This window comes from Gracilimonas tropica DSM 19535, from assembly GCF_000375425.1.
Classification (GTDB): domain Bacteria; phylum Bacteroidota; class Rhodothermia; order Balneolales; family Balneolaceae; genus Gracilimonas; species Gracilimonas tropica.
Genome location: NZ_AQXG01000012.1, coordinates 47,269 through 69,368, shown reverse-complemented (window position 1 = coordinate 69,368; position 22,100 = coordinate 47,269). Strand labels below are relative to the sequence as shown.

General features: G+C 44.6%; 17 protein-coding genes. 12 read left to right on the top strand and 5 right to left on the bottom strand.

Going from position 1 to position 22,100, the window contains the following annotated elements; translation table 11 throughout:
- Window positions 1-12: 12 nt before the first annotated feature.
- On the bottom strand, window positions 13-522 hold the full coding sequence (locus tag B151_RS0114825; RefSeq protein ID WP_020404434.1) for a T9SS type A sorting domain-containing protein: 510 nt from the start codon (window positions 520-522) through the stop codon (window positions 13-15).
- Window positions 523-781: 259 nt separating this feature from the next.
- Between B151_RS0114825 and B151_RS0114820 the strand changes: the two genes are divergently transcribed.
- The 6 genes from B151_RS0114820 to B151_RS0114795 all read left to right on the top strand — a co-directional run bounded on the left by B151_RS0114820 (window position 782) and on the right by B151_RS0114795 (window position 8,572).
- Window positions 782-1,378: a septal ring lytic transglycosylase RlpA family protein gene (locus B151_RS0114820; protein WP_245550426.1), complete on the top strand. Its 597-nt coding sequence runs from the start codon at window positions 782-784 to the stop codon at window positions 1,376-1,378.
- A 63-nt stretch (window positions 1,379-1,441) separates the two neighbouring features.
- Window positions 1,442-2,920 carry a phytoene desaturase gene (locus B151_RS0114815; protein ID WP_020404432.1) on the top strand — a complete coding sequence of 493 codons (1,479 nt, stop codon included), beginning with the start codon at window positions 1,442-1,444 and terminating at the stop codon, window positions 2,918-2,920.
- 113 nt (window positions 2,921-3,033) lie between these two features.
- Window positions 3,034-5,415, top strand: a complete 2,382-nt coding sequence (locus tag B151_RS19715) for a GLUG motif-containing protein (protein WP_157471056.1) — start codon at window positions 3,034-3,036, stop codon at window positions 5,413-5,415.
- A gap of 78 nt (window positions 5,416-5,493) precedes the next feature.
- A complete protein-coding gene (locus tag B151_RS0114805; protein WP_020404430.1) occupies window positions 5,494-6,561 on the top strand; it encodes a PAS domain-containing sensor histidine kinase in 1,068 nt (355 codons plus the stop codon).
- Window positions 6,562-6,617: 56 nt separating this feature from the next.
- On the top strand, window positions 6,618-6,944 hold the full coding sequence (locus B151_RS0114800) for a hypothetical protein (protein ID WP_020404429.1): 327 nt from the start codon (window positions 6,618-6,620) through the stop codon (window positions 6,942-6,944).
- Window positions 6,945-7,024: 80 nt separating this feature from the next.
- A complete protein-coding gene (locus B151_RS0114795) occupies window positions 7,025-8,572 on the top strand; it encodes an amidase (protein ID WP_026166692.1) in 1,548 nt (515 codons plus the stop codon).
- Between the two features lie 84 nt (window positions 8,573-8,656).
- On the opposite strand, the gene fsa is transcribed toward B151_RS0114795, so the two are convergent.
- A complete protein-coding gene (fsa, locus tag B151_RS0114790) occupies window positions 8,657-9,313 on the bottom strand; it encodes a fructose-6-phosphate aldolase (protein ID WP_020404427.1) in 657 nt (218 codons plus the stop codon).
- Window positions 9,314-9,511: 198 nt separating this feature from the next.
- Here fsa and B151_RS0114785 point away from each other — a divergent pair, with 198 nt between their 5' ends.
- The 4 genes from B151_RS0114785 to B151_RS0114770 all read left to right on the top strand — a co-directional run bounded on the left by B151_RS0114785 (window position 9,512) and on the right by B151_RS0114770 (window position 17,637).
- Window positions 9,512-10,876, top strand: a complete 1,365-nt coding sequence (locus B151_RS0114785) for an efflux RND transporter periplasmic adaptor subunit (RefSeq protein ID WP_020404426.1) — start codon at window positions 9,512-9,514, stop codon at window positions 10,874-10,876.
- Between the two features lie 9 nt (window positions 10,877-10,885).
- The gene (locus B151_RS0114780; RefSeq protein ID WP_020404425.1) at window positions 10,886-14,014 is read left to right on the top strand and encodes an efflux RND transporter permease subunit; all 3,129 of its coding nucleotides are present in this window, start codon (window positions 10,886-10,888) and stop codon (window positions 14,012-14,014) included.
- Window positions 14,011-17,202: an efflux RND transporter permease subunit gene (locus B151_RS0114775; RefSeq protein ID WP_020404424.1), complete on the top strand. Its 3,192-nt coding sequence runs from the start codon at window positions 14,011-14,013 to the stop codon at window positions 17,200-17,202. Before B151_RS0114780 ends, B151_RS0114775 begins: the two co-directional genes overlap by 4 nt.
- Window positions 17,203-17,328: 126 nt before the next feature.
- Complete coding sequence (locus B151_RS0114770; protein ID WP_020404423.1) at window positions 17,329-17,637, top strand: YtxH domain-containing protein; 309 nt, start codon at window positions 17,329-17,331, stop codon at window positions 17,635-17,637.
- A gap of 63 nt (window positions 17,638-17,700) precedes the next feature.
- On the opposite strand, the gene B151_RS0114765 is transcribed toward B151_RS0114770, so the two are convergent.
- From B151_RS0114765 to B151_RS0114755, 3 genes are read right to left on the bottom strand one after another with little or no spacing between them, the layout of a single operon-like run.
- Window positions 17,701-19,044: a pyridoxal phosphate-dependent decarboxylase family protein gene (locus B151_RS0114765; RefSeq protein ID WP_020404422.1), complete on the bottom strand. Its 1,344-nt coding sequence runs from the start codon at window positions 19,042-19,044 to the stop codon at window positions 17,701-17,703.
- Window positions 19,044-19,919, bottom strand: coding sequence for a DUF3078 domain-containing protein (locus B151_RS0114760; RefSeq protein ID WP_020404421.1), 876 nt, complete (start codon window positions 19,917-19,919; stop codon window positions 19,044-19,046). The genes B151_RS0114765 and B151_RS0114760 overlap by 1 nt, the downstream gene beginning before the upstream one ends.
- 27 nt (window positions 19,920-19,946) lie before the next feature.
- Window positions 19,947-20,453, bottom strand: coding sequence for a phosphoribosyltransferase family protein (locus B151_RS0114755; protein ID WP_245550424.1), 507 nt, complete (start codon window positions 20,451-20,453; stop codon window positions 19,947-19,949).
- Window positions 20,454-20,578: 125 nt separating this feature from the next.
- On the opposite strand from B151_RS0114755, the gene B151_RS0114750 reads away from it, so the two are divergent.
- Entirely contained in the window at window positions 20,579-20,890 is a 312-nt protein-coding gene (locus B151_RS0114750; RefSeq protein ID WP_020404419.1) for a YtxH domain-containing protein, read from the top strand.
- On the top strand, window positions 20,883-22,052 hold the full coding sequence (locus B151_RS0114745; protein WP_020404418.1) for a DUF2851 family protein: 1,170 nt from the start codon (window positions 20,883-20,885) through the stop codon (window positions 22,050-22,052). Before B151_RS0114750 ends, B151_RS0114745 begins: the two co-directional genes overlap by 8 nt.
- Window positions 22,053-22,100: the final 48 nt, after the last annotated feature.

The following is a 22,100-nucleotide window of genomic DNA, read 5'->3' as shown; positions in this document are numbered from 1 at the left end:
TCCTTCGTAAAATTATTTTATTAAGAGCATTTTTTGGGTAGAAATAACTTTTCCATCAGCTAAAAACCGATAGAAATACATTCCACTTGCTAAATGAGAGGCATCAAATCGTAGTGTGTACGATCCGGCTGCTTTACGGTCGTTGACCAAAACAGCCACTTTTGCCCCAATAGCATTAAACACTTCCACTTTCACATCCGATGCTTTAGGCAGATCATAACGTATGTTGGTAGATGGATTGAAAGGGTTGGGATAGTTTTGACTAAGTCCGAATTCGGTAGGAACATCCATCAGCAGTTGCTCATTGGATGTATATACCAGATCGAACCCGTTCCCAAAACCGCCCGTTAACTGAACAGATGGGCTTTCGAAATCTCCGGTAATCACTTCCCCGGCCGAAAAAGTCAGGGAAACTCCGGAACTTTCTAATGTACCGCCGGCGAACGAAATAACGCTTTGCGCGTTAACCCCCGGAACAGCACAAACCCCAAATAGCACAAATAATAAAGTAGCTATGCGCATAATAGTATGGGTTAAGGTTTTTTATTCAAACTCAAGGTTAGCCAGGGTTTGAAAAAGATTGGCCGGATATTACATCTTTTTCCGAAATTTCAAACTACATGATCAGGTGGAATTAGATTTTTTGAAAAAATCTTAATGAATAGCATTTAGACCTGAAGTACGATATATTTTGTTTGTTAATTATTAGATCATCTGCATGAATTTCTATTATAAAATCCTGCTTTTCACAGTTTGCGGTTTTCTTCTTTCGTCTTGCGGCATGACCCGGAGAGGAGCAGATCTTTCCACCTCCGAAGAAAAGAGAGCCTTAGAAAATGGCGTTGCAAGTTGGTATGGCCCTAACTTTCATGGAAAACTTACGGCTAATGGAGAAGTCTACGATATGAACGGAGTGTCAGCAGCTCACCGAACCCTGCCGTTCGGGACCATTCTTTTGGTTGAGAATCTCGATAACGGAAAAACCGTTCAGGTACGTGTAAATGATCGGGGACCTTATGCCAAAAACCGTATCATTGATCTTTCTAAAGGGGCCGCAGAGAAAATTGACATGATCGGGCCGGGTACTGCTCGCGTTCGCTTATATCTTATGGAAGGAGACCTGGAAAATTCCCGGATCTCGGATATTAAGGTTCCTACATATACTGTCCAATTGGGTTCATATCAGTCCAGAGAAGAAGCTGACCGACATGCCGCTGAAGTGGAGGGAAGTTTTGTGGAAACCGTAAACATAGACGGACAGACATTTTATCGCCTGTATAAAGGTACTTATAAAGATCCGGAGGATGCCAAGGTTGAGATGGAACGACTTAACCAACAAGGGCATGCCGGATTTGTAAAACAGATAGAAAATAATTGATCTTTCCGGGATTTATTTTTCCACAATTTCCGTTTTCCGCACAAATTGAAAAGTCATTATATCATGAAGAAAAAGATCATCGTTATTGGAAGCGGATTTGGCGGACTTGGTGCTGCTTCCCGACTTCTTTCAGCCGGACACGACGTCACCATCCTTGAAAAAAGGGATAAACTGGGGGGAAGGGCGTACGTCTACGAAATGAACGGCTTTAAATTTGACGGCGGCCCTACCGTTATCACAGCCCCATTTATGTTTGATGATATTTTTGAGGCGGCCGGCAAAAAACGCGAAGACTATGTAGAATTTGTCCCCTGCGATCCATTTTACAGGATCTTTGATGCGGAAGGAAAACATTTTGATTATAACAACGACCAAGAGTTTGTGCTGGATGAGATCCGTAAAAGAAATCCAAAAGATGCTGACGGGTACCAGAAATTTTTCAATACCACCAAGGCTATTTTCCAAAAAGGATTCGTTGAATTAGCCGATCAGCCTTTTCTGAAATTTTCGGATATGCTGAAAGTGGCTCCCGACCTCATTAAACTGCAATCGTATAAATCGGTGTACAAATATGTTTCTCAGTTCATTGAAGATGATTTTTTGCGCCGGTGTTTTTCATTCCATCCGCTGCTGGTAGGTGGAAATCCTTTTGATACCACTTCTATCTACGCGATGATCCATTACCTGGAGCGCGAATGGGGCGTCCATTATGCAATGGGCGGAACCGGGGCCATCGTCAATGCTCTGGAGAAGCTGATTCGCGAGCAGGGAGGTACTATTTACACCGAAACCGAAGTGGATGAGATTCTTGTCAATGGCGGAAAAGCCACCGGTGTCAGATTACAAAACGGGGAAACCCTTGAAGCAGATGAAGTGGTTTCCAACGCAGATGTTGCCTTCACATATAAGAACCTGATCAACCCCAAACATCGCAAAAAATATACCGATAAAAAGATCGAGCGTACCAAATACAGCATGTCGTTGTTTGTGATCTACTTTGGCACGAGAAAACGATATCTCGATTCGGGACTGGCTCATCACAACATTATTTTAGGGGAACGCTACAAAGGCTTGCTTGAAGATATCTTCCACAAGAAACGTCTCTCGGATGACTTCTCGCTTTATCTTCACATGCCAACCATCACTGATCCATCCATGGCCCCGGAAGGACACGAGGCATTTTATGTACTTTCTCCCGTTCCCCACCTTGATGCCGATGTAGACTGGAATGAAATGGCTCCCAGGTATCGCAATGCCATCATGAACTTCCTGGAAGAAAACTATCTACCTGATCTTCAGGAAAACCTGGTCGCTGAACATTACATTGATCCTTTACACTTTAAGGATGTGCTGAACAGCTACAAGGGATCGGCATTCTCCGTTGAACCAATCCTGACGCAGTCTGCGTGGTTCCGGCCGCACAACAAATCCGAGGATATTGATCATTTGTACTTCGTGGGTGCCGGAACACACCCGGGAGCAGGCCTTCCCGGAGTGTTGAGTTCTTCCATTATTGCCGAAAACTTGATAGGAAAGGCATAATCCCCCCTATTCTCATCTCCTTTAAAAATTTATTAGAACCTGAATAGAGCTTTGTCAAAAACAGACAAAGCTCTATTTTTAAGCAGTAAAAGGATTTAAGAGAATTTCTATCTGTGCGTTCAAAAACTGTATTGCTAAGATTTCTTTACGGGCTGCTTTTCATTGTATTATTTCAGGGGGAGGCGTATGCTCAATTTTCAGGAGGTTCCGGCACTCAACAAGATCCATTTCAGATCACAGATATCAATCAGCTTCAGGAAATCAGATCCCACCTTGAAAGTCATTATATCCTTTTGAAAGACCTTGATGCTACGGAAACAAGTGCCTGGAACAATGGCCGGGGATTTGAACCCATAGGAAACACTAAATCTCCTTTTACCGGCACTTTCAATGGTAACGATCACATCATATCGGGCTTGACCATTGACCGCCCAAAAAGGGAATACATTGGGCTGTTTGGATACACGGATAAATCCGGAATAGCCAATCTCCGCCTTCAGAATGTAGCAGTAACCGGATCTAATGAAACTGGCGCTGTAGTAGGAAAAATGAATGGGGGCTATATCAAAAATGTATCTGTGAGCGGACAAATAATAGGTCGAACGCACACCGGTGGATTAACCGGATTTAATCGGGGTGGCAGAATTGAATACGCCTCAGTAAAAGCAACTGTTTCCGGGCGTTCCTATGTTGGAGGTGTTGCCGGTATCAACCGGGGAAAAATGCTTCGGATTTCTTTTTCCGGTACCGCGTCGGGAACAGGACATAACCTTGGAGGCATAGCCGGCAGTAATTATGATGGCGTTGTTACAGAATCCGTCTCGGAAGGTGAGATTCTGGGAGAAACCGCCTCATCGGCTGGAGGTATATCCGGAAGTAACGGTGGAACCATCGAACGATCACATTCCGGTGCAAATATAACTGCCCGTTCTTATGTAGGCGGGTTGGTTGGAAACAATCACAATGGAGTCATTTTAAGAAGTTATGCTACCGGAAACGTACAAGGCTTTAATCTTGTGGGAGGATTGGCCGGAGTGAACCGAATGGGCAGCCATATTCTGGAAGCTTATTCTACCGGAACGGTAAACGGCACTATTGATTTCGGAGGTTTTATAGGCGTGAACCGTGACCCGGTAATAGCCGGTTACTGGAATAAAGATACCGCGGGTTTGCCGGATGCTGTAAGTAAGGGTTCGAATGAAGGAATTACGGGACTTACAAACGGTAAAATGTCGGGCGTGCAGAGTTTTACAGCAATGAAAGGTTTTTCCTTCAACCGAAATTGGGGGTACGTTCAAGATGCGCCTCCCATACACTTATGGCAAATACCCTATTTTGCGATTACTAAAGTTGATCCGGATTCAAATTTGATCAGCGGAGACCTTGCTACCATCGAAGTTTTGATCAAAAATGTGGGCAGCCAGCCCGACACCAATCATGTCATCTTCAAAAACGGCGATGGAGATATCCTGGATGAATACCCTGATCTGATTCTTGATCCCGGAAAGCAATTCACCCTTTTCTTTAACTGGCAAACTGCTTTGGACGATCATGGAAAATATCCGATGGAAGTTCAGACGGGGGAATATCACAGGCCTTTTTCTATTACCGTTTCCCGTACACCCGATCCCGTAGAACTCAATGATCCCTATGTATTGGAAGAGCATGTCAATTTAAAACCAAGATTTGACTGGGATCCGGCTTTTTTAGCAGAGAACTATGAGCTGCAAATCTCCAGAAATGAGAACTTCCTGCCTGTTGATGTAGCCATTTCTGAGATAGACACCACCTTTTATACGCTCAGTAAACCCCTTAAACATTATACCTATTACCACTGGCGTGTTCGAGGAGTGAATGCGGATACCGTTGGGCCCTGGAGCGATATTTCTGAGTTCACCACTATCATTGAGAAACCGGTAGCCGTTAAACTGAAAGCGCCGGAAACCGAAACAAAAGATGCCTCCACACAACCCACTTTTATCTGGTATTCAGCAGAACGCAGTGAGGAGTATTTTCTTCAAATAGCTTCAGATGAAGATTTTGAGAAAGTCATTTTCGATACTACCGTGGTTGCCAGCGATACCACTTTGGCCATGAAACGAACCCTGCCTGAAAAGAACGTTCTTTATTGGCGCATGAAATCACTGAATATGGGAGGAGAATCCGGGTGGTCGGAAGCCCGAACCTTTGTACCGCTTATACCCCCTCCCAAACGATCTAAGGTAAACACGTTGGATTATGCCCTGGAGCAGAATTATCCAAATCCCTTTAATCCCGTAACATACATTCAGTACAGCATTCCGGAGCCGGGCAGGGTACACCTTGAAGTTTTAAATATGTTGGGACAAACAGTCGCAATTTTGGTAGATGGGTACAAAGCAGCGGGTTGGCATACAGCCGTATTTGATGCCTCCGAACTTTCCAGTGGATTTTATATTTACCGCATCAAAGCCAGAGATTTCGAGGCAACCAAGAAATTATCTTTGGTCAAATAAATAAATGCCATTTAGTTGCAGAGATGGCTCAAAAAAGATAGTATTTAAGCTTTAGGTTTTAACGAAGGAAAATCACTTATGCCCAATGAATACTCTTTGGCTCCATTTTTTGAACAAACGGCAGACTTACTTTGTATAGCAGGCTTTGACGGGTATTTCAAAAAGGTAAATCCGGCACTTTGCAAATTACTTGAATATTCCGAAGAAGAATTGCTTTCCCGGCCAATAAATTCATTCATTCATCCTGAAGACCGTGAGATCACTTCTAAACACCGGGAGAATATCTTTCAGGGAAAACCACTTCTTAACTTTGAAAACCGGTACGTCAACAGATCTGAAGAGATTGTATGGTTCTCGTGGACTTCCATTCCTAAAGTTGAGGAAAAATTGGTTTATGCTATTGCCAAAGATATCACCCATATTAAATCGCTGGAAAAGGAACGTAATTCCCTGCTCACTAAACTCACAAAAGAGAACGAGCAGCTCAAAAAACTCAATTATACCACCTCTCATGATCTTCGCTCTCCCATTTCCAATCTATTGACCATCTTTGAACTGATCGATAAATCCACGATCCTGGATCCAGAAACCAAAAGTTTTATTGAGTTGCTGGAAGCTTCGGCTAACCACCTGAAGGAATCCCTGGATACCTATATCGACGGGTTCAAAAATAATGTCAGCCTGAATGTTAAAATTACCCGGGTTGAACTTCCCGCTTCACTTGATTACGCAAAGAAGGCCCTTGAATCTCTGCTGCAAGATGCCGGAGCAACCATCCATGCAGATTTTTCCGACTTCTCAGAAGTACTTTTTAATGCAGAATACATGAAAAGTATTTTTTTGAATCTCCTTTCAAATTCGCTTAAGTATGCCCATCCGGACCGGAATCCCGAAATACGGATCAACGCGGAAATGAACAATGGCATAAAGCAGCTCATTTTCTCCGACAACGGAATCGGATTTGACGCATCTAAAGCAAAAGATAAGGTGTTTGGATTGTACCAAACCTTCCACAGCAATACAGACAGCAAAGGCATTGGGCTGTACCTGGTGTACAATCATGTATCAAATATGGGCGGACACATTTCTGTTGACAGTGAAGTGGGTAAAGGCACCACATTTACGATCACTTTCAAAAAGCAATAGTTCACTAAATCTACATTTTCAGGTGATATCATGGCGTAACAAATCAATCTACGCCAATGAAATTTCTGCTCGCTATCCTGATTATTGTTCATGGCCTCATTCACATACTTGGGTTTTTAAAAGGCTTCAACCTGGCTGATATTGAAGCACTCAAGCTTCCAATTTCCAAAACCGGTGGTTTGCTGTGGGGCCTTACTACCTTCGCCCTAATTATAAGCTCGGTCTTGTTGATCCTCGATGTTTCCTTTTGGTGGAAATTGACTCTTGCCGGATTGGCGTTGTCTCAGGTGCTGATATTCTGCTCCTGGGAAGATGCCAAATTTGGATCTATTGCAAACCTGCTAATTCTGGCCGGCATCATCTATATGCTCTTCAAGCAGTGATGTAAAAAATAGTGTATAGGTGGAAATCCATTTCAGGGCTTGTATATTCCTGATCTAACTACGGATCAAATTAATGCACCATGAAAAAATATCTACTGTTAATGGTATTCCCATTTTTAGTGATGGGATGTCAAACTCAATCCAAATACGATCAACTCAATTTAGAGGAGATCACCATAAGTGAGCTGCAGGAAGGCTTTGAAAATGGCGACTTCACGATCGAGGATGTCACGGCCGCTTACCTGGAGCGGATCGCCGAAAAAGACCAAAACGGCCCAAAATTGAATTCAATGCTATACATCAATCCCATGGCCCTTGATGTTGCCAAAGAATTGGACTCAGAACTCCGGGAAGGCAAAAAAAGAGGGCCACTGCATGGTATTCCCGTTGTTTTGAAAGACAATATCGATACCTATGATATGCCAACTACGGCGGGTGCAAATGTTTTGAAAAGCTCGGTTCCGGATCAAGATGCATTTATTGCCCAAAAGCTCAGAAGTGCCGGAGCCATCATTTTGGGAAAGGCAAACTTAAGTGAATGGGCCAATTTCCACAGCAGTTTCTCCTCCAGTGGCTGGAGCGCTTTAGGCGGACAAGTTCATAATCCCTATGACCTGACAAGAAATCCTTGTGGTTCCAGCGCCGGTTCCGGAGCTGCAGCTTCTGCTAACATGGCCGTTTTTGCTATCGGTACGGAGACGAATGGCTCTATTACATGCCCATCTTCAGCAAATGGATTGGTTGGAATAAAACCGACCGTTGGACTTTTGAGCCGCTCCGGCATCATTCCGATTTCTCACACTCAGGATACACCCGGCCCTATGGCACGCACCGTTACAGATGCCGCCACTGCTCTTGGCACCATGGTTGGGGTGGATTCATCAGACTCAAAAACACTGGAAAGTGAAGGAAATTACCATTCAGACTATACTCAATTCCTGAATGCAGACGGACTTGAAGGCAAACGTATCGGGCTTTGGACAGGCTCTCTTGGCGGTCATTTTCGTGTGGATACCCTTATGCATGAAACGGTTCGCCTTCTGGAAAGCAAAGGTGCCACCATTGTTGAAGTGGATCAAATAACCCAGGAAAATGCAGGAGGCGCTTCTTTCCAGGTTCTGCTGTATGAATTTAAGGACGGACTCAACAAATATTTCGCATCGCTCGGTGATGATGCTCCGGTAAAAAATATGGACGAATTAGTGGAAGCAACACTAAACGATCCTGAAGAAATGCGCTATTTCGATCATGATTTGCTGATACAAGCTAATGAAAAAGGCAGCCTTGAATCGAAGGATTATCAGGACGCACTTCAACGCATGTTGCGTATCACGCGGGAAGAAGGAATCGACCGGGTAATGGATGAATATGAACTGGATGCCATCATCGGTCCTACCGGAGGCCCGGCCTGGAAAACAGACCTCACCAATGGGGATAATTTTGCGGTATCGTCCAGTTCGCCGGCCGCACAGTCAGGCTATCCAAATATTACGGTTCCGATGGGCTTTATTGACGGACTTCCGGTTGGGATTTCATTCTTTGGAAGAGCCTGGAGTGAACCGGAGCTGATCGAAATCGCATATGCATTTGAGCAGGCCTCAAATGTAAGAAAAGCTCCGAAATTGTAGTCCCCGGGCTTGCTAAACTTTAGCCATAAAAAAAAGGCACATCATTTTGATGTGCCTTTTTAGTTTCTTAGAGGAAAAGATCTCTTATTTCAGGCTGTTCTGAAGGTCATCCCAATCAGCTAAAAATCGCTCTAAGCCAATATCTGTGAGTGGATGCTTCAGCAAGCTCTTGATCACGCTCAAAGGCATGGTAGCAACATCTGCTCCTTCTTTGGCACATTCCAGTAAGTGCATGGGATGGCGGATGCTGGCTGCCAGTACTTCGGTTTCATATCCATAGTTATCATAAATAGTGATGATATCGCGGATCAGCTGCATTCCTTCGGTGGAGATGTCATCCAGTCTTCCCAAAAACGGGGAAATATAAGTAGCCCCGGCTTTAGCGGCTATCAGTGCCTGAGTGGGTGAAAAGCAAAGTGTGCAATTGGTTTTAATGCCTTCTTCTGAAAATGTTTTAATGGCTTTGATGCCATCTTTGATCAGCGGAACCTTAACTACCACATTCTCAGCAATGGCGGCGATCTTGCGGCCTTCCTCAACGATGGCTGCATATTCTGTGGAAACAACCTCGGCTGAGACATCGCCTTCTACGATATCACAGATCTTGGCAATGTGGCCTTCAAAGTCCTTCACTCCAATTTTAGCACATAAACTTGGATTGGTGGTAACACCGTCGAGCACTCCAAGATCATGAGCCTCTTTGATTTCGTCAAGATCAGCAGTATCAATAAAAAATTTCATCAGGGGCAAAAGTTTGATTGGGATTTATCATCTAAACCTCAAAATAAGGATTAGTATGGACTCATTCATTGCAAATCGAAACATATAATTTCTTTTTTTTACAAAAAGAGAGCATCTAAACTTAAACTTTATCACGAACTTTGTAGTTGAACAAATGCTCTTTCAAAAGCACTCTCAATCAAGAAAATAAGATCACAAGTGAAGAAATTTTTCATACCTATTTTTGTACTCAGTTTATTTGTTTTAGGCTGTAGTGGTGACGATTCCAATAACGGTCAATCCGGTTTTCAGGGTTTCGGAGGCGGTAACTTTGGCCAGCGTGCAACCAGCGTTGAAACGGCTGATGTTGAAATCAGCTCCATTTCTGAACAAGTACGTTCTTTTGGGAATGTAAAAGCCCAGGATGTGATCTCAGTCCTTCCCCAGGTTAGCAACCGTATCACCCAAATTTATGTAGACCTTGGAGATACCGTTCGGCAAGGCCAGACTTTGGCTAAGATACACGATGTCACTTTTCGAGATCAGCTTGCACAGGCGCGTTCTCAACTTGAACAAAGTCGCATTGCAGTGATCAGAGACAGTTCGGAATATTCCCGCCAGCAGCGCTTAATAGACAGAGATTTGACAAGTGAAGCGGAACTTGAGATCGCTGAAGCTAATTACCAGAATTCCTTAGCCCAGCTCGAGTCGGCACAATCATCCTTGACCCAGGCCCTTGAAAATTTTAATAATACCGAGGTTAAAGCGCCGGTTACCGGAGTGATTACAGCACGTTCTCTTGAAGTAGGCGACCTGGCAACAACTGGAACTGAAATCTTTCAGATCGCAAGCACCAACGGGTATGAATCCCGTATTTATCTTCCGGTAGAAGATTGGAGAGCCGTAAAAATCGGGCAGAATGTAAACCTGCGCATCAGCAACGAAAGTGATGTAAGTGCCCGCGGTATCGTTTCCCGTAAAAGCCCGCAACTTGATGAAACAACCGGCTTGGGTGAAGTGGTAATTACTCTCACCAATGTTGGAAATGACATATACCCGGGAGTGCTTGTTGAAAACATCATAAACATTACGACCAAGGAGCGGGCCATGATCGTTCCCCGAAGTGCTCTTGTTGAGCAGGTGGAGACCGTGATCAACCCGGAAACAAACACCATAGATCTTGAAAGAACCTATTCTGTTTTTGTATCCAAAGGAGATTCTATAGCCGAACGGCGTGAACTGGAGCTTGGTATTGAGCAGGGCGACCGCATTGAAGTATTGGCCGGGCTGTTGCCAAGCGACCAAATCATCATCACAGGGCAAAGCGGACTTGATGACGGAGCTCGTATTCAGGTGGCTTCAGGGGAGCGTTTTCAAGCACCTCAGGAACGTGAAATAGGAAGCAGCGATCAGGGAGATAGCAGCCAGGGTAATGAGCGTCAAAATCCGCTCGCAAATATGAGTGAAGAAGAACGGGCCAAGGCGCGTGAGAAAATGCAGGGCATGAGCCGTGAGGAACGTATGGCTTATTTACGGGAATTGAGGCAGCAAAATGCTTCTTCAGCAGACTCAACCTCAAACTAAAAAGAAAACATGGCTTCCATATCCAAAGTAGCGGTCGATCGTCCGATCACATTCCTGATGAGCACCCTTATCCTGTTGGGATTTGGGCTATATGGTTTGCAGAATTTGAGGCTGAATCTGTATCCTGATGTTTCTTTCCCCACTATTACCGTATACACGAGCTATGAAGGAGTGGCTCCGGAAGACATCGAAACGCTGGTTACGCGTCCCATTGAGGAATCGGTGGGCAGCATCAGTGGAATTCGCCGGGTTCGTTCGTTATCTAGCCAGGGAGCCTCTGTAGTAAAACTAAACTTTGAATGGGGAACAGATCTTTACCAGGCCGAAAATGATGTCCGTAAAGAACTTGGTTTCGTGGAGCGGCAGATCCCTGATGATGCCGAAACTCCGTTAGTTTTTTCTTACGACCCCAATCAAGAGCCGATTGTGGTTTTGACAGTGACATCAAATGCACGAAGTGCCCGTGAATTGCGCACATACTCGAAGCAGGTTTTGGAACAGCGTATTGAACGCATTAACGGTATTGCTTCCGCTGAAACCTCCGGAGGGCTTGAACGGCAGATCAACGTTCGTATCGACAATGAAAAGATGCGTTTATATAACATCACCATAGCCGAGATCGCCCAGAAACTTCAGCAGGAAAATATTCAGGTACCTGCAGGACAGCTTACAGAAGGAAATACCAACTACTCCCTGCGGACCATTGGCGAGTTCAAAAATGTGGATCAAATTAGAAATACCATTATTACGGTACGTAATGGTCAGCCACTTCTACTAAAAGACGTTGCGAATGTGGAAGATGGAATTGAACAGCCCATCGGGAACGTGCGTGTTGATGGTGAAGATGGCATCATCCTGAATGTATACCGCCAAAGTGATGCTAATGTGGTAACCGCCGCTAACGCTGTAGTTGACGGACTTGAGAATATCCAGTGCAGTTTACCCTCTGATGTTGAAGTTTCTGTACTCACCAATAAAGCGGATTTCATTGAACAATCCATAAGCAACCTTTTGTGGACCGGGGTGCAAGCCATCATATTGGTTGTTCTGATCCTGCTTGCGTTTCTGAGAAGCGGGCGTTCTGCAACCATCATTGCCATCTCCATTCCGGTTTCGATTGTAACCACCTTCCTGGTGATGGATCTGGCCGATCTTAGTTTGAATATAATTTCCCTTTCCGGACTTACCCTTGCCGTGGGATTGGTGGTAGACAATGCCGTTGTGGTACTTGAGAATATCTTTCGATTCCGTGAACAGGGAGCAAACCGGGATGAAGCTTCGGTTAACGGAGCCAAAGAAGTAGCCGTGCCCATTATCGTTTCCACCCTCACTACCCTGGTGGTATTTTTACCCATCTTGTTTGTACCTGGAATTGCAGGGTTTTTGTTTAGAGACCTGGCCCTTACCATCTCCTTCTCCCTGATCGTCTCTACATTGGTAGCACTAACCCTCATTCCGCTGATGGCCTCTCAGTTTTACAAGGAAACCATGCAGGATCAGGGCGCCCAAAACAAGATTGCACGCTTCTTTAGTAACCTGCTGGAAAAAATGGAAACAACCTATCACGACCAATTGCAGCGGGTGATCGGGAAAAGCGGAAGCGTCGTATTGGCAGCTGTTATCTTTTTTGCTGTCACAGTACCGTTATTTTATATGATAGGTGGCGAGTTTTTTCCACGCGTAGATGAAAACGCCTTCGTACTTGAAGTTCAGCGGGAACCCGGTGTGAACCTGTTTGAATTAGAGCGTTCGATGGGACAGGTGGAGTCAATCATCCGACAGGAAGTACCTGAAGCACGTCTGGTTGTATCTGATTATGGAGACAAAGAAGGAATTGAAGGAGCCGATGACCCCGGAGGTTTTACCGGCACCGTACGGGTTGAATTGGTTTCACAAAATGAACGAAACAGAACACAGGCCGAAATCACCTCCTCCCTTCTGAGAGAATTACAGATCGTACCCGGAGTTCAGATACAGGAAGTTATCATAGACCCACTTAGTCCCGATGGCGAAAATGGGCTGATCGTACAAATTTTTGGGTTTGATCCTGAAGTGAAGAAAGAATTGTCAGAAGGAGTGAAAGAACGCCTCCTGCAAATAGAGGGGATTAATAATGTATTCAGTTCTTCCGATCAGGGGCGTCCGGAGCTTCGCCTCATCATGGACCGTGAACGCATTTCCAGGGTAGGAATGACTACCAATCAAGTTGCCAGTGCGGTCAGTAATGCCGTAAAAGGAAATGTAGCTACCGCTTTTGTAGATCAGGGGGTGGAATATGAGGTAGTGGTGGAATTAGATCCAAGTGATAAAGCCCAATCCGTTGACCTTTCTAATATTCAGGTTCAAACTCCTTCCGGAGAATGGATGCCTCTCAAAAATCTTGCCCGGATTGAACGTTACACCGGCCCTACCAATGTGTTGCGCATTGATCAGGAGCGGGTTACAGAAGTTACAGCTGAGTTGTCCGGCATAGATCTTGCGACTGCATCTGAACGTGCACGAGCATCTCTGAACCAGGTAAACTGGCCGGATGAATACCGCTACGAGATCTCAGGAACAGCCGAAGAACAAGCAGAGTCGTTTGGTTATTTGATGATCGCATTCATGATCGCAGGGATCTTAACATATATGGTGATGGCATCCCAATTTGAAAGCCTTGTAGAACCTTTTATTATCATATTGACCATTCCGCTTGCGTTATCAGGGGTGTTATTGATGCTGTGGATTACCGGTACTTCCATCAGTGTAACATCCATGGTAGGCCTGATCCTGCTCACCGGAATCGTAGTAAATAATGGAATTGTGATGATCGATTATATCAAGATACTTCAGGCGAGAGGAGTAGTTCGCGAAAAAGCAATTGTGGACGGTGCAACCCGACGACTACGTCCTATTTTAATGACCGCCTTCACAACTATTTTGTCCATGGTTCCTTTGGCTCTTGAACTGGGTTCCGGTTCAGAGACCTGGAGCCCAATGGCCCGGACTGTGATCGGTGGGTTGACCATCAGCACTTTGTTGATGCTGTTTGTAGTGCCCTGTTTCTATAACATCATCAATGGCTTGGTAGAAAAATTTGGCTTTGACGCCGTTCATAAAGAAGATCCTTTAGCAAAATCTCAAGAGGCCCTGGCATGAAGCAATTCTCTGTAGCAGGAAGTATTCTCAAGCGCCCCATCACGGTCATTATGATGACATTGATCGTGATTGGTTTTGGGGTTTTTTCTCTTACTAATCTTAAGGTTACGCTGTACCCATCTTTCAATATTCCCGTACTGGCCGTTTCTACCGGATATAATAATGTTGCCCCGGAAGACATCAACAGGATCATTGTAAATCCAATTGAGGGTGCACTTTCTGCTATTGAAGGAATTGAGACACTGGAAGCCCGGGTGAACCGGGGTAGTGCCTTCATTATTCTTCGTCTAAGAGAAGGCTCTGATATCAGAAAAACAGAATTAAAAGTCCGTAAAGCCATCGACCAGATCCGGGGTGAGCTGCCTGGACAAGCCCAGGAACCGGTTATATTTCAGTTTGATCCGGAAAACCGCCCTATCATGCGCCTTAGTATTGATGCTGAGAACAGAGGGCTGGATGAACTTCGAAATATTGGGTTGGAATTGGTGGAAACCCGCCTCGAACGAATTGAAGGATTAGCATCAGCAGAGACACAAGGAGGGCTGGAACGCCGAATTTATGTGGACGTATCACCGATGTCTTTGGCTCAGCATAACCTTTCTCCGTCAGATATTGAAGCAGCCCTTCGGTCGAACAACGTACAGATGCCGATCGGGAATGTGGTTTCGAAACGAATCAATTACAGTATTCGGGCTGAATCTACTTATCAAACGGTTGATGAAATCCGAAACACGATCATCAGGATGTCTGAGAATGGCATTCCCATCCGGGTTGAAGATGTGGCGGATGTCAGCGATGGGTTCACCGACATCACCAGCCTGGTGAAAGTAAACGGCAAGAACAGTGTATCTGTGGAAGTGCAGAAAACCTCAGATGCAAATACACTGGATGTGGTGAATGCAGTCAAGGCCCTGGTCCCCGAGATCAACGAAGTCTTACCCCCGGGCGTAACTCTGCGTGTTCTTTCTGATGAAGGGAAAACTATTGAAGATTCCATCAATAACCTGTCACAATCTGCCCTCGCAGCCCTTGTAGTGGTCATACTTGTTATTCTTATATTTATGGGTGGATGGCGCATTTCTTTAGTTGTGGCATCTACTATACCGGTTTCAATTGCGGCTACATTTGCCGCCATGTACGCAGCAGATCTTACCCTTAATATCCTCACGATTTCAGCCTTGGCATTAGCTATTGGATTGTTGGTAGATAATTCCATCGTGGTCACGGAAAGCATTGCCCGAAAGCTCGAGGAAGGAAAATCCCGTTTTGATGCGGCTTTACAAGGAACCAACGAAGTAATCGGAGCCCTGCTCGGTTCTACCCTTACCACACTTGGTGTATTTGTCCCCATCATTCTGATTTCCGGAACACAAGGAGCCTTTTTTCGGGAATTTGCTTATGCCATCTGTTTCTCGATTGCCTTTTCATTCCTGTCGTCTATCATCTTGGTACCCGTTATTGCTTTGCTGACCTTAGACACCAAACAATTCAATACCAAAAATCTGGCCTTCAGGAGCATTGCAAAACTGGAACGTGGGTACACAAAAATACTAGGGTGGCTTTTTCAACATAAATGGATTCCCCTGCTCGGCATGATCACGATCGCCGGCGGCACTTTCTTTTTGTACAACAATATCACCAAAGAAGGCTTTCCTGAAGCAGATTCCGGCCAGATCGATATCAATATCAGCCTGCCTGAGGGTAGTCAACTCATTAAAACGGCAAATGTCATGGATGAATTCTCTCGCCGTATAAATGAAATGCCTGAGGTGGAAACCATTATTACCAATATCGGCAGAAGTCGCTGGAGCAGCTCCAGTAACCGGGGCGAGATCAGCCTGACCCTGGTTCCTGAAACCGGCAGGGAAATAAGTACAACCGACTTTGCAGCCCAACTTCGTCAAAAACTTACTGCCCCCGGCGTAGATGTGCGTGTGCGGGTTGAAGGCGGCGGATTGAGTTTTGGACGCGGCTGGGATTCAGGAGGAAATTCTATACGGTTGAGCCTCATCGGACCTGAGATCGAAGAGCTATTAGCAATCTCCAGAAAGATCGAAGCCAACCTCATGGAAGACCCAACGGTTATCGATGTTGATAACGGACGAACAGATCCTACCCCGGAACTACATTTTATTGCTGACCGGGAGCGGCTGGCCCGCCTTGGAACCAGTATGAATGCCATCGCCTCTAACCTGCGCACTCAAACCCTTGGAAACACCGCCGGTTATTTTATTAGTGAAGGGCGAGAGATCCCTATTGAAGTCCGCACTCAAAAAGAAGCACTGACCAGCCGGGAAGAATTATTTGACCTTGAAGTATTTCAATACGAAGACCAAAGAATTCCAGTATCAGCGGTTGGTGAATTTATTCCTGTACGCGGGGTAGATTCATTTCAAAGAAGAGATCGTGAAACGGTATTGGATGTAAACATTCAGATACAGGGCAACGCTTTGGAGTATGAGCAAGTGGTACGGAATTTCATTGAATCAGAAATTGTGCTGCCGGATGGATACCGATATGAATTTACCGGAGGAACACGCGAAACACAACAGGGGCAATCAGAGTTTGGCTTTGCTTTGCTGGCGGCACTCATCCTGATGTTCATGATCATGGCCTCACTGTTTGAGAACTTCCGTGACCCATTTGTGATCTGGCTGTGTATTCCACTGGCTATGTTTGGCGCCCTCGCCTTCCTATCCATCATTGGAGATCCGCTTACTACCACAGCCAATATTGGCGTATTCATGCTGGTGGGAATTATCGTTAACAACGGCATTGTATTGGTTGATTATATGCATCTTTATACCAAAGGAGTTTCCTACGATCTGCTGAACCGCAGATCAGTAAGCTGGAAAAACCTGATCATTCCTGTTTTCCTCTGGAAGGAGAAACCAACCGTTAAAGATTCAGTACTTCTTAGCCATATTCTGGAGGCTTGCCGCCGGCGTATGCGACCGATCTTGCTGACAGCCATCACTACCATTTGTTCTATGATCCCGCTTTCTCTGGAGATCGGGTCCGGGGCTGAAACCTGGTCACCTTTGGCTAAATCCGTGATCGGAGGATTGATGTTTGGCTCTATACTGACGCTTTTCATTACTCCGGTTCTATCCGTTTCTCTGAGTATGACCATCGAATGGTTCAAGACATTATTAAAGGGGCAAACAGCAAAAACTACAGAAGTCTGATTTTCAATTTAGTTAGGTAAGTACCTACGCCACAGGCAGAAATAGCGGTAAAAATTTTCATTCCGTCTTGGAAATTGGAACTTGTTCTCGCTATACTTGTTTTAAATAACAAAAAGGAGAAATATCATGAGTAGATCATCAGATTTTGTATCAGGAATAATTTCCGGAGCACTTGTTGGCGCAGCAATCGCATTACTGTATGCCCCCGATACCGGCAAAAACACCCGCGACCGTTTGACTTATCAGTTAAGCAATTATTACGATGAATTGCACGATCTCATCGACCAGTTGAGGGAAGAGAAAGAGATCCTTGTTAGCGAAGCTAAGGAGAAAGGAGACAAAGTAGTGTTGGATGCCAAAGAAAAAGCAGAAGGTTTGATCAAAGAAGCGGAAGACCTATTAGAATCTATCGAAGCTGCTAAACGAAAAGCTTGATCGTTTCTTGATAAACCAACGAAATTTTAGAAGGCCCGGGTGATCTCACACTCAGGGCTTTTTTTATGAAATCCCATCTACTATTCGGTGAAATAGCTGTGGTACAAAATCATAATGCTCTGGCTTCATAAAAACACTGCGCAAGATCGTAACAGATTCGGTATCTACCTTATATTCAGGATGCCGCCGGCTAAAAGCTTCCGACGAGATCTTGTATAAGGAAAGATAAAACGTCCTATCCCGCATCCCCTTTTCGAACACCTCTTTCGACTTTTGGGATATCTTCGAAGTTGTTTCACATTCAGATGGAAAATACCCCAGAATGTCCAGCTCCGGCTCTTTGTATGCCTTTATTTTTTTGGATAATTCTGCAAGCTGATACATTCTTTTGGCAGCTCCCAAACATTTTCTAAGGATCGGCCCAAAGCCTTCATCCTCTTTCAGGGGAAACATTTCCAGGGTGGCCCAAAGAGCAACGGCAGCGGCTCCTGCGCGGGAACACTCCAGGCTTATTTCCCCAAGGTGAAGCTCTTCAGAAGTAAAATAGGTATATGGAGAATCATGCTTGTAGAATTTACCAACCGATGGATCTTTAAATAGCACACATCCACACCCATAGGGCTGTAACCCATGCTTATGAGGATCTACTACGATACTGTCAGCCTCTTGCATCAGCGACCAGGCGGGTTCATTGGAAAGATCCGAATCCTTTAAGACCCGGAAAAACCCCCCGTATGCCGCATCAATATGGATACGGATTCCATGTTCTTTTGCCCAGGGTATGATCTGATCCAGAGGCTCCACCTCACCCAAGCCGGTGGTACCAAGCGTTACTACGATGGTCCCAATTTCCTCCGGATCAACGGCATCAAGATCAAAGCTGCCATCATCTGATATCGCAATTTTATGCCCTTCAACCTTTAATACAGAGCACATTCGTTCATGAGTGTAATGGGCATTCCCGGAATAGGCGATTTTTTTTTTGGGATGTGATTGCCTTGCCACCCAAAGAGCCTCCAGGTTCGCAATGGTTCCGCTTGCAGTCAGATGCCCGAGGAAATCCTCTCCATATCCAAAGAAACCGGCAAGATCGGCCATCACCTCTTTCTCCATTTCAGAGGAAGGAGGTCCGCCATCCAAAGCGTGGTTGTTGGGATTAATGGACATTGCCATGGCGTAAGCAGCCCACGCTAAAGGGTGAGGAGGCTTTAACATCTGCCCTGCATATGCCGGATGATGAAACGGGTAATTGCACTTCAAACGTTGAGCCAACCTTGAAAAAACAGCTTCGGCCCTTTCATCCGAAACAGAGAGTACAGGATCCTGACTCCACGCGCCAAAAGAGGTTCCCCAAGCTGTCAGATCATCCAGCGCTTTACCAAGAAATTTTTGTGCGCCTTTATCCATTAGTAAAGATTTACTGAAATCCCGGCAGACAACACCTGCTTGAGCTGTACTTCACTGGAAAAGTCATTATCGTACCTGAGCTCAAACTGAAATGAGGCACTTACTAAACTGTTGATCTGTCCCACCAGCTCATTCCCCCACTTTACATCCGTTTCAGAAACAGGGATCAGAAAATTAGTAAATGTCTCTAGCGAACTGGTATAAAGTATATTCTCAAAGACTTCTTTTTCAAAATTTATACCGGTCGTTAAACCTCCCTCACCCCGTATGTTCTTGTCTTGGGCCACATTGTAGAGCGACTTCAGGCTGTCATCATTCACAATCGTTTGCTTGAGGGCCAAACCGGCTTCAAACGTTAATCCACTTCCCGGATCGAAAGCCAAACCAACCCCTTCCATGATATAAGCCGGTGCAAGAAAATCTGAGATCAGAACATCTGGCACCCCGTCTTCCGTGCTGTAGTCATACCCTTTGTCGAACTGGGTTCGAAAATTAATATTCCCATATCCCGACCAATTGCTACCTTCACTAAACATATAATTGAAACGATTGATCAGCTCGATCACGTCATCAGTTTTACGAACTCCCTGCCCTTTGATATTGGATTGTCCGTATTTCAAATTTGTTCGAAAACCATAGCTGAATAAACCCTGACGATATTTTAGGGTCAAGATAGAAGAACCAGTTCCACTGATGGAACTCACTCCACCCTGCGACCAGTTATTATATGCTGCTTGTGAGCCGTTAAGACTTGCCACCCAGCTTTGATCCCATCCGTCCAGGGTGTCGGGAATATTTATGGATTGAGCCGTCACAGTAGCTGACATCAACATCAGCACAAAGACGGAGGAAAGTTGTTTGAATATATTTTTCATGGCTTCTCTATATTTAATTTTTATCTCTTATTGATTCTTAAAAAGTATTGCCTGATCAAGCACACCTTCGTTAAGCATTACTTCAATATGCTCGCCTAATTTTGTTGGCACTTTAATACCGGTCAAGTCTGTGCCTAAAGGATATTTTCGGTGGCCCCTGTCGATGAGGGCTGCAATTTCAATGATCTCCGGCTCATAAATACTGCAAATTGATGATAAGGCTGAAAACATTGTTTTTCCTGAAAATATTACATCATCAACAAGCAAAACAAATTTATCGTTGCAATCCGGCAAGTTTCGATTGGCTGCTTTACCCTGTACTTGATATTGATAAGGTTCAACCTGGAGGCCAGCAATTTCCTGAAGATACTCCGCTATTTTTTGAGCAGTGGTATATCCTCTTTCATTCAAGCCGATCAGCACTAAATTGTTTCCGGCTCCCTTGTCTCCCATTCGTTCCCAAACCTGTATCGCCATTCGCCGAAGTGTGCGTTGAATCCGGCGTTCGTTCATAAGTATGATCTGCTTATTCATATCAGTAAAATTAAATTCATCTGAAGGTACCGCTTTCTAAAACAGAGTAAAAAAATAGCAAAAAAATTCCGGCAGATTATTATCTTAACAGTGTTAACCAAAACCCAAAATTTAGGAAGAGAGACATGAAAAGAGGAATTGGAACACTACTGATAGGTTCTGCTGCTTTTGCAGGCGGAATAATTGCCGGGCTACTCCTTACACCAAAATCAGGCCGTGAGAACCGGGAACTCATCAACGAATACGGAAAAGAAACCAAAAACTGGTTACGGGAAAAAGGCCAGCAAATTAAAACAGATGGTGAAAAACGCATTGATAAGGTTTCGAAAGGAATACGAAAAACGGTAAAAGAAGCCGTTCCCGATCTGTATGAAGCAACGGAAAATCTGCACTTTTCTGAAGAAGAAGAGGTAGAAGAAATCACAAAAAATGGGTGATTCCGGCTTTAAACATTCGGAAGCCTTTTTACAATGGATTTGGGAAAACCTGCTGTTTGATTTTACCGCCCTCCAAACCAATGAGGGTCAACCTGTTCATGTTCTGGATCCCGGAAAACAGAATGTAACTGATGGCCCTGATTTTAAACAGGCAATTGTCCAAATAGGTAATTTAACCTGGCATGGTGATGTTGAATTACATATCAACAACCGAGGGTGGTTAGAACACAGGCATCACGAAGACCCCAACTACAACAATGTGATCTTACATGTAGTTGCAGAAAAGGGAGGTCTTCCTGCAATCACCAAAAGTGGACAGCAATTACCAACCCTGAACCTTGAGCCTCATTTATCTAAAGAGCTCTCTCGATTTCTTAAAAGTTTCAGTACTTCAGGCAAACTTAATTGTAGCACGGGTTTGCAGTTTATATCAGAAAGAGCTTTCTATGAACAATTGGATAAAGCACATTTAGAATACTTTGAGAAAAAAGCAGACGATTTCCTCCAATATTATGACCCCGAGTTATTGCCAACCCAAGCCTGGAAATATGCTCTCGTGATTTCACTTTGGGATGGGCTTGGTATTTCGCACAATCGCAAACCGATGCAGAAAACGGCCTGTAAATGGATACAAGTCATTAATTCAGAGAACAGGCTTCCCGCCATTACAGAGATCTTGGAATTTGCAGGGTTCAAAAATAAAATAAACCCTGATCTAAAATGGAATTATAAATCTGTACGCCCGGCCAATCATCCCCGAAATCGCATTATTGAAGCTATAAATTTAAGTGAAGCCATTATAAATCTCCCTTTTGATCATTTCTTAAACCTTGAATTGGCACCTGCCTGGGATCGGTTCCTTTACTCTGCCGGGTTAAAGAAAACCGGCCGCTACCAAATTCTTTATGGCACCGTTTTTCTGCCGGCCCTATATATGTTGGGGAAACTGTTTGCACATCAAAAACTTTCTGATGCTGCTTTCTCCAGTTGGAAACATTTAAAAACTCCTATTCCATCATCTATTTTAAGCTCTTTCCACAGCCTGCCTATCAACAATCAGCGATACCGAAAAAAACTCGGCAGCGTACATCTGCTAAACGCTTACTGTAAAGCCGGTAAATGCACAGAATGTTTTGTACTAAAAAAAGCAATTCAGTCTTGATTGCTTTTATATCACTCCCTATCTTTGGGGTCTGTCAATGACATGCAT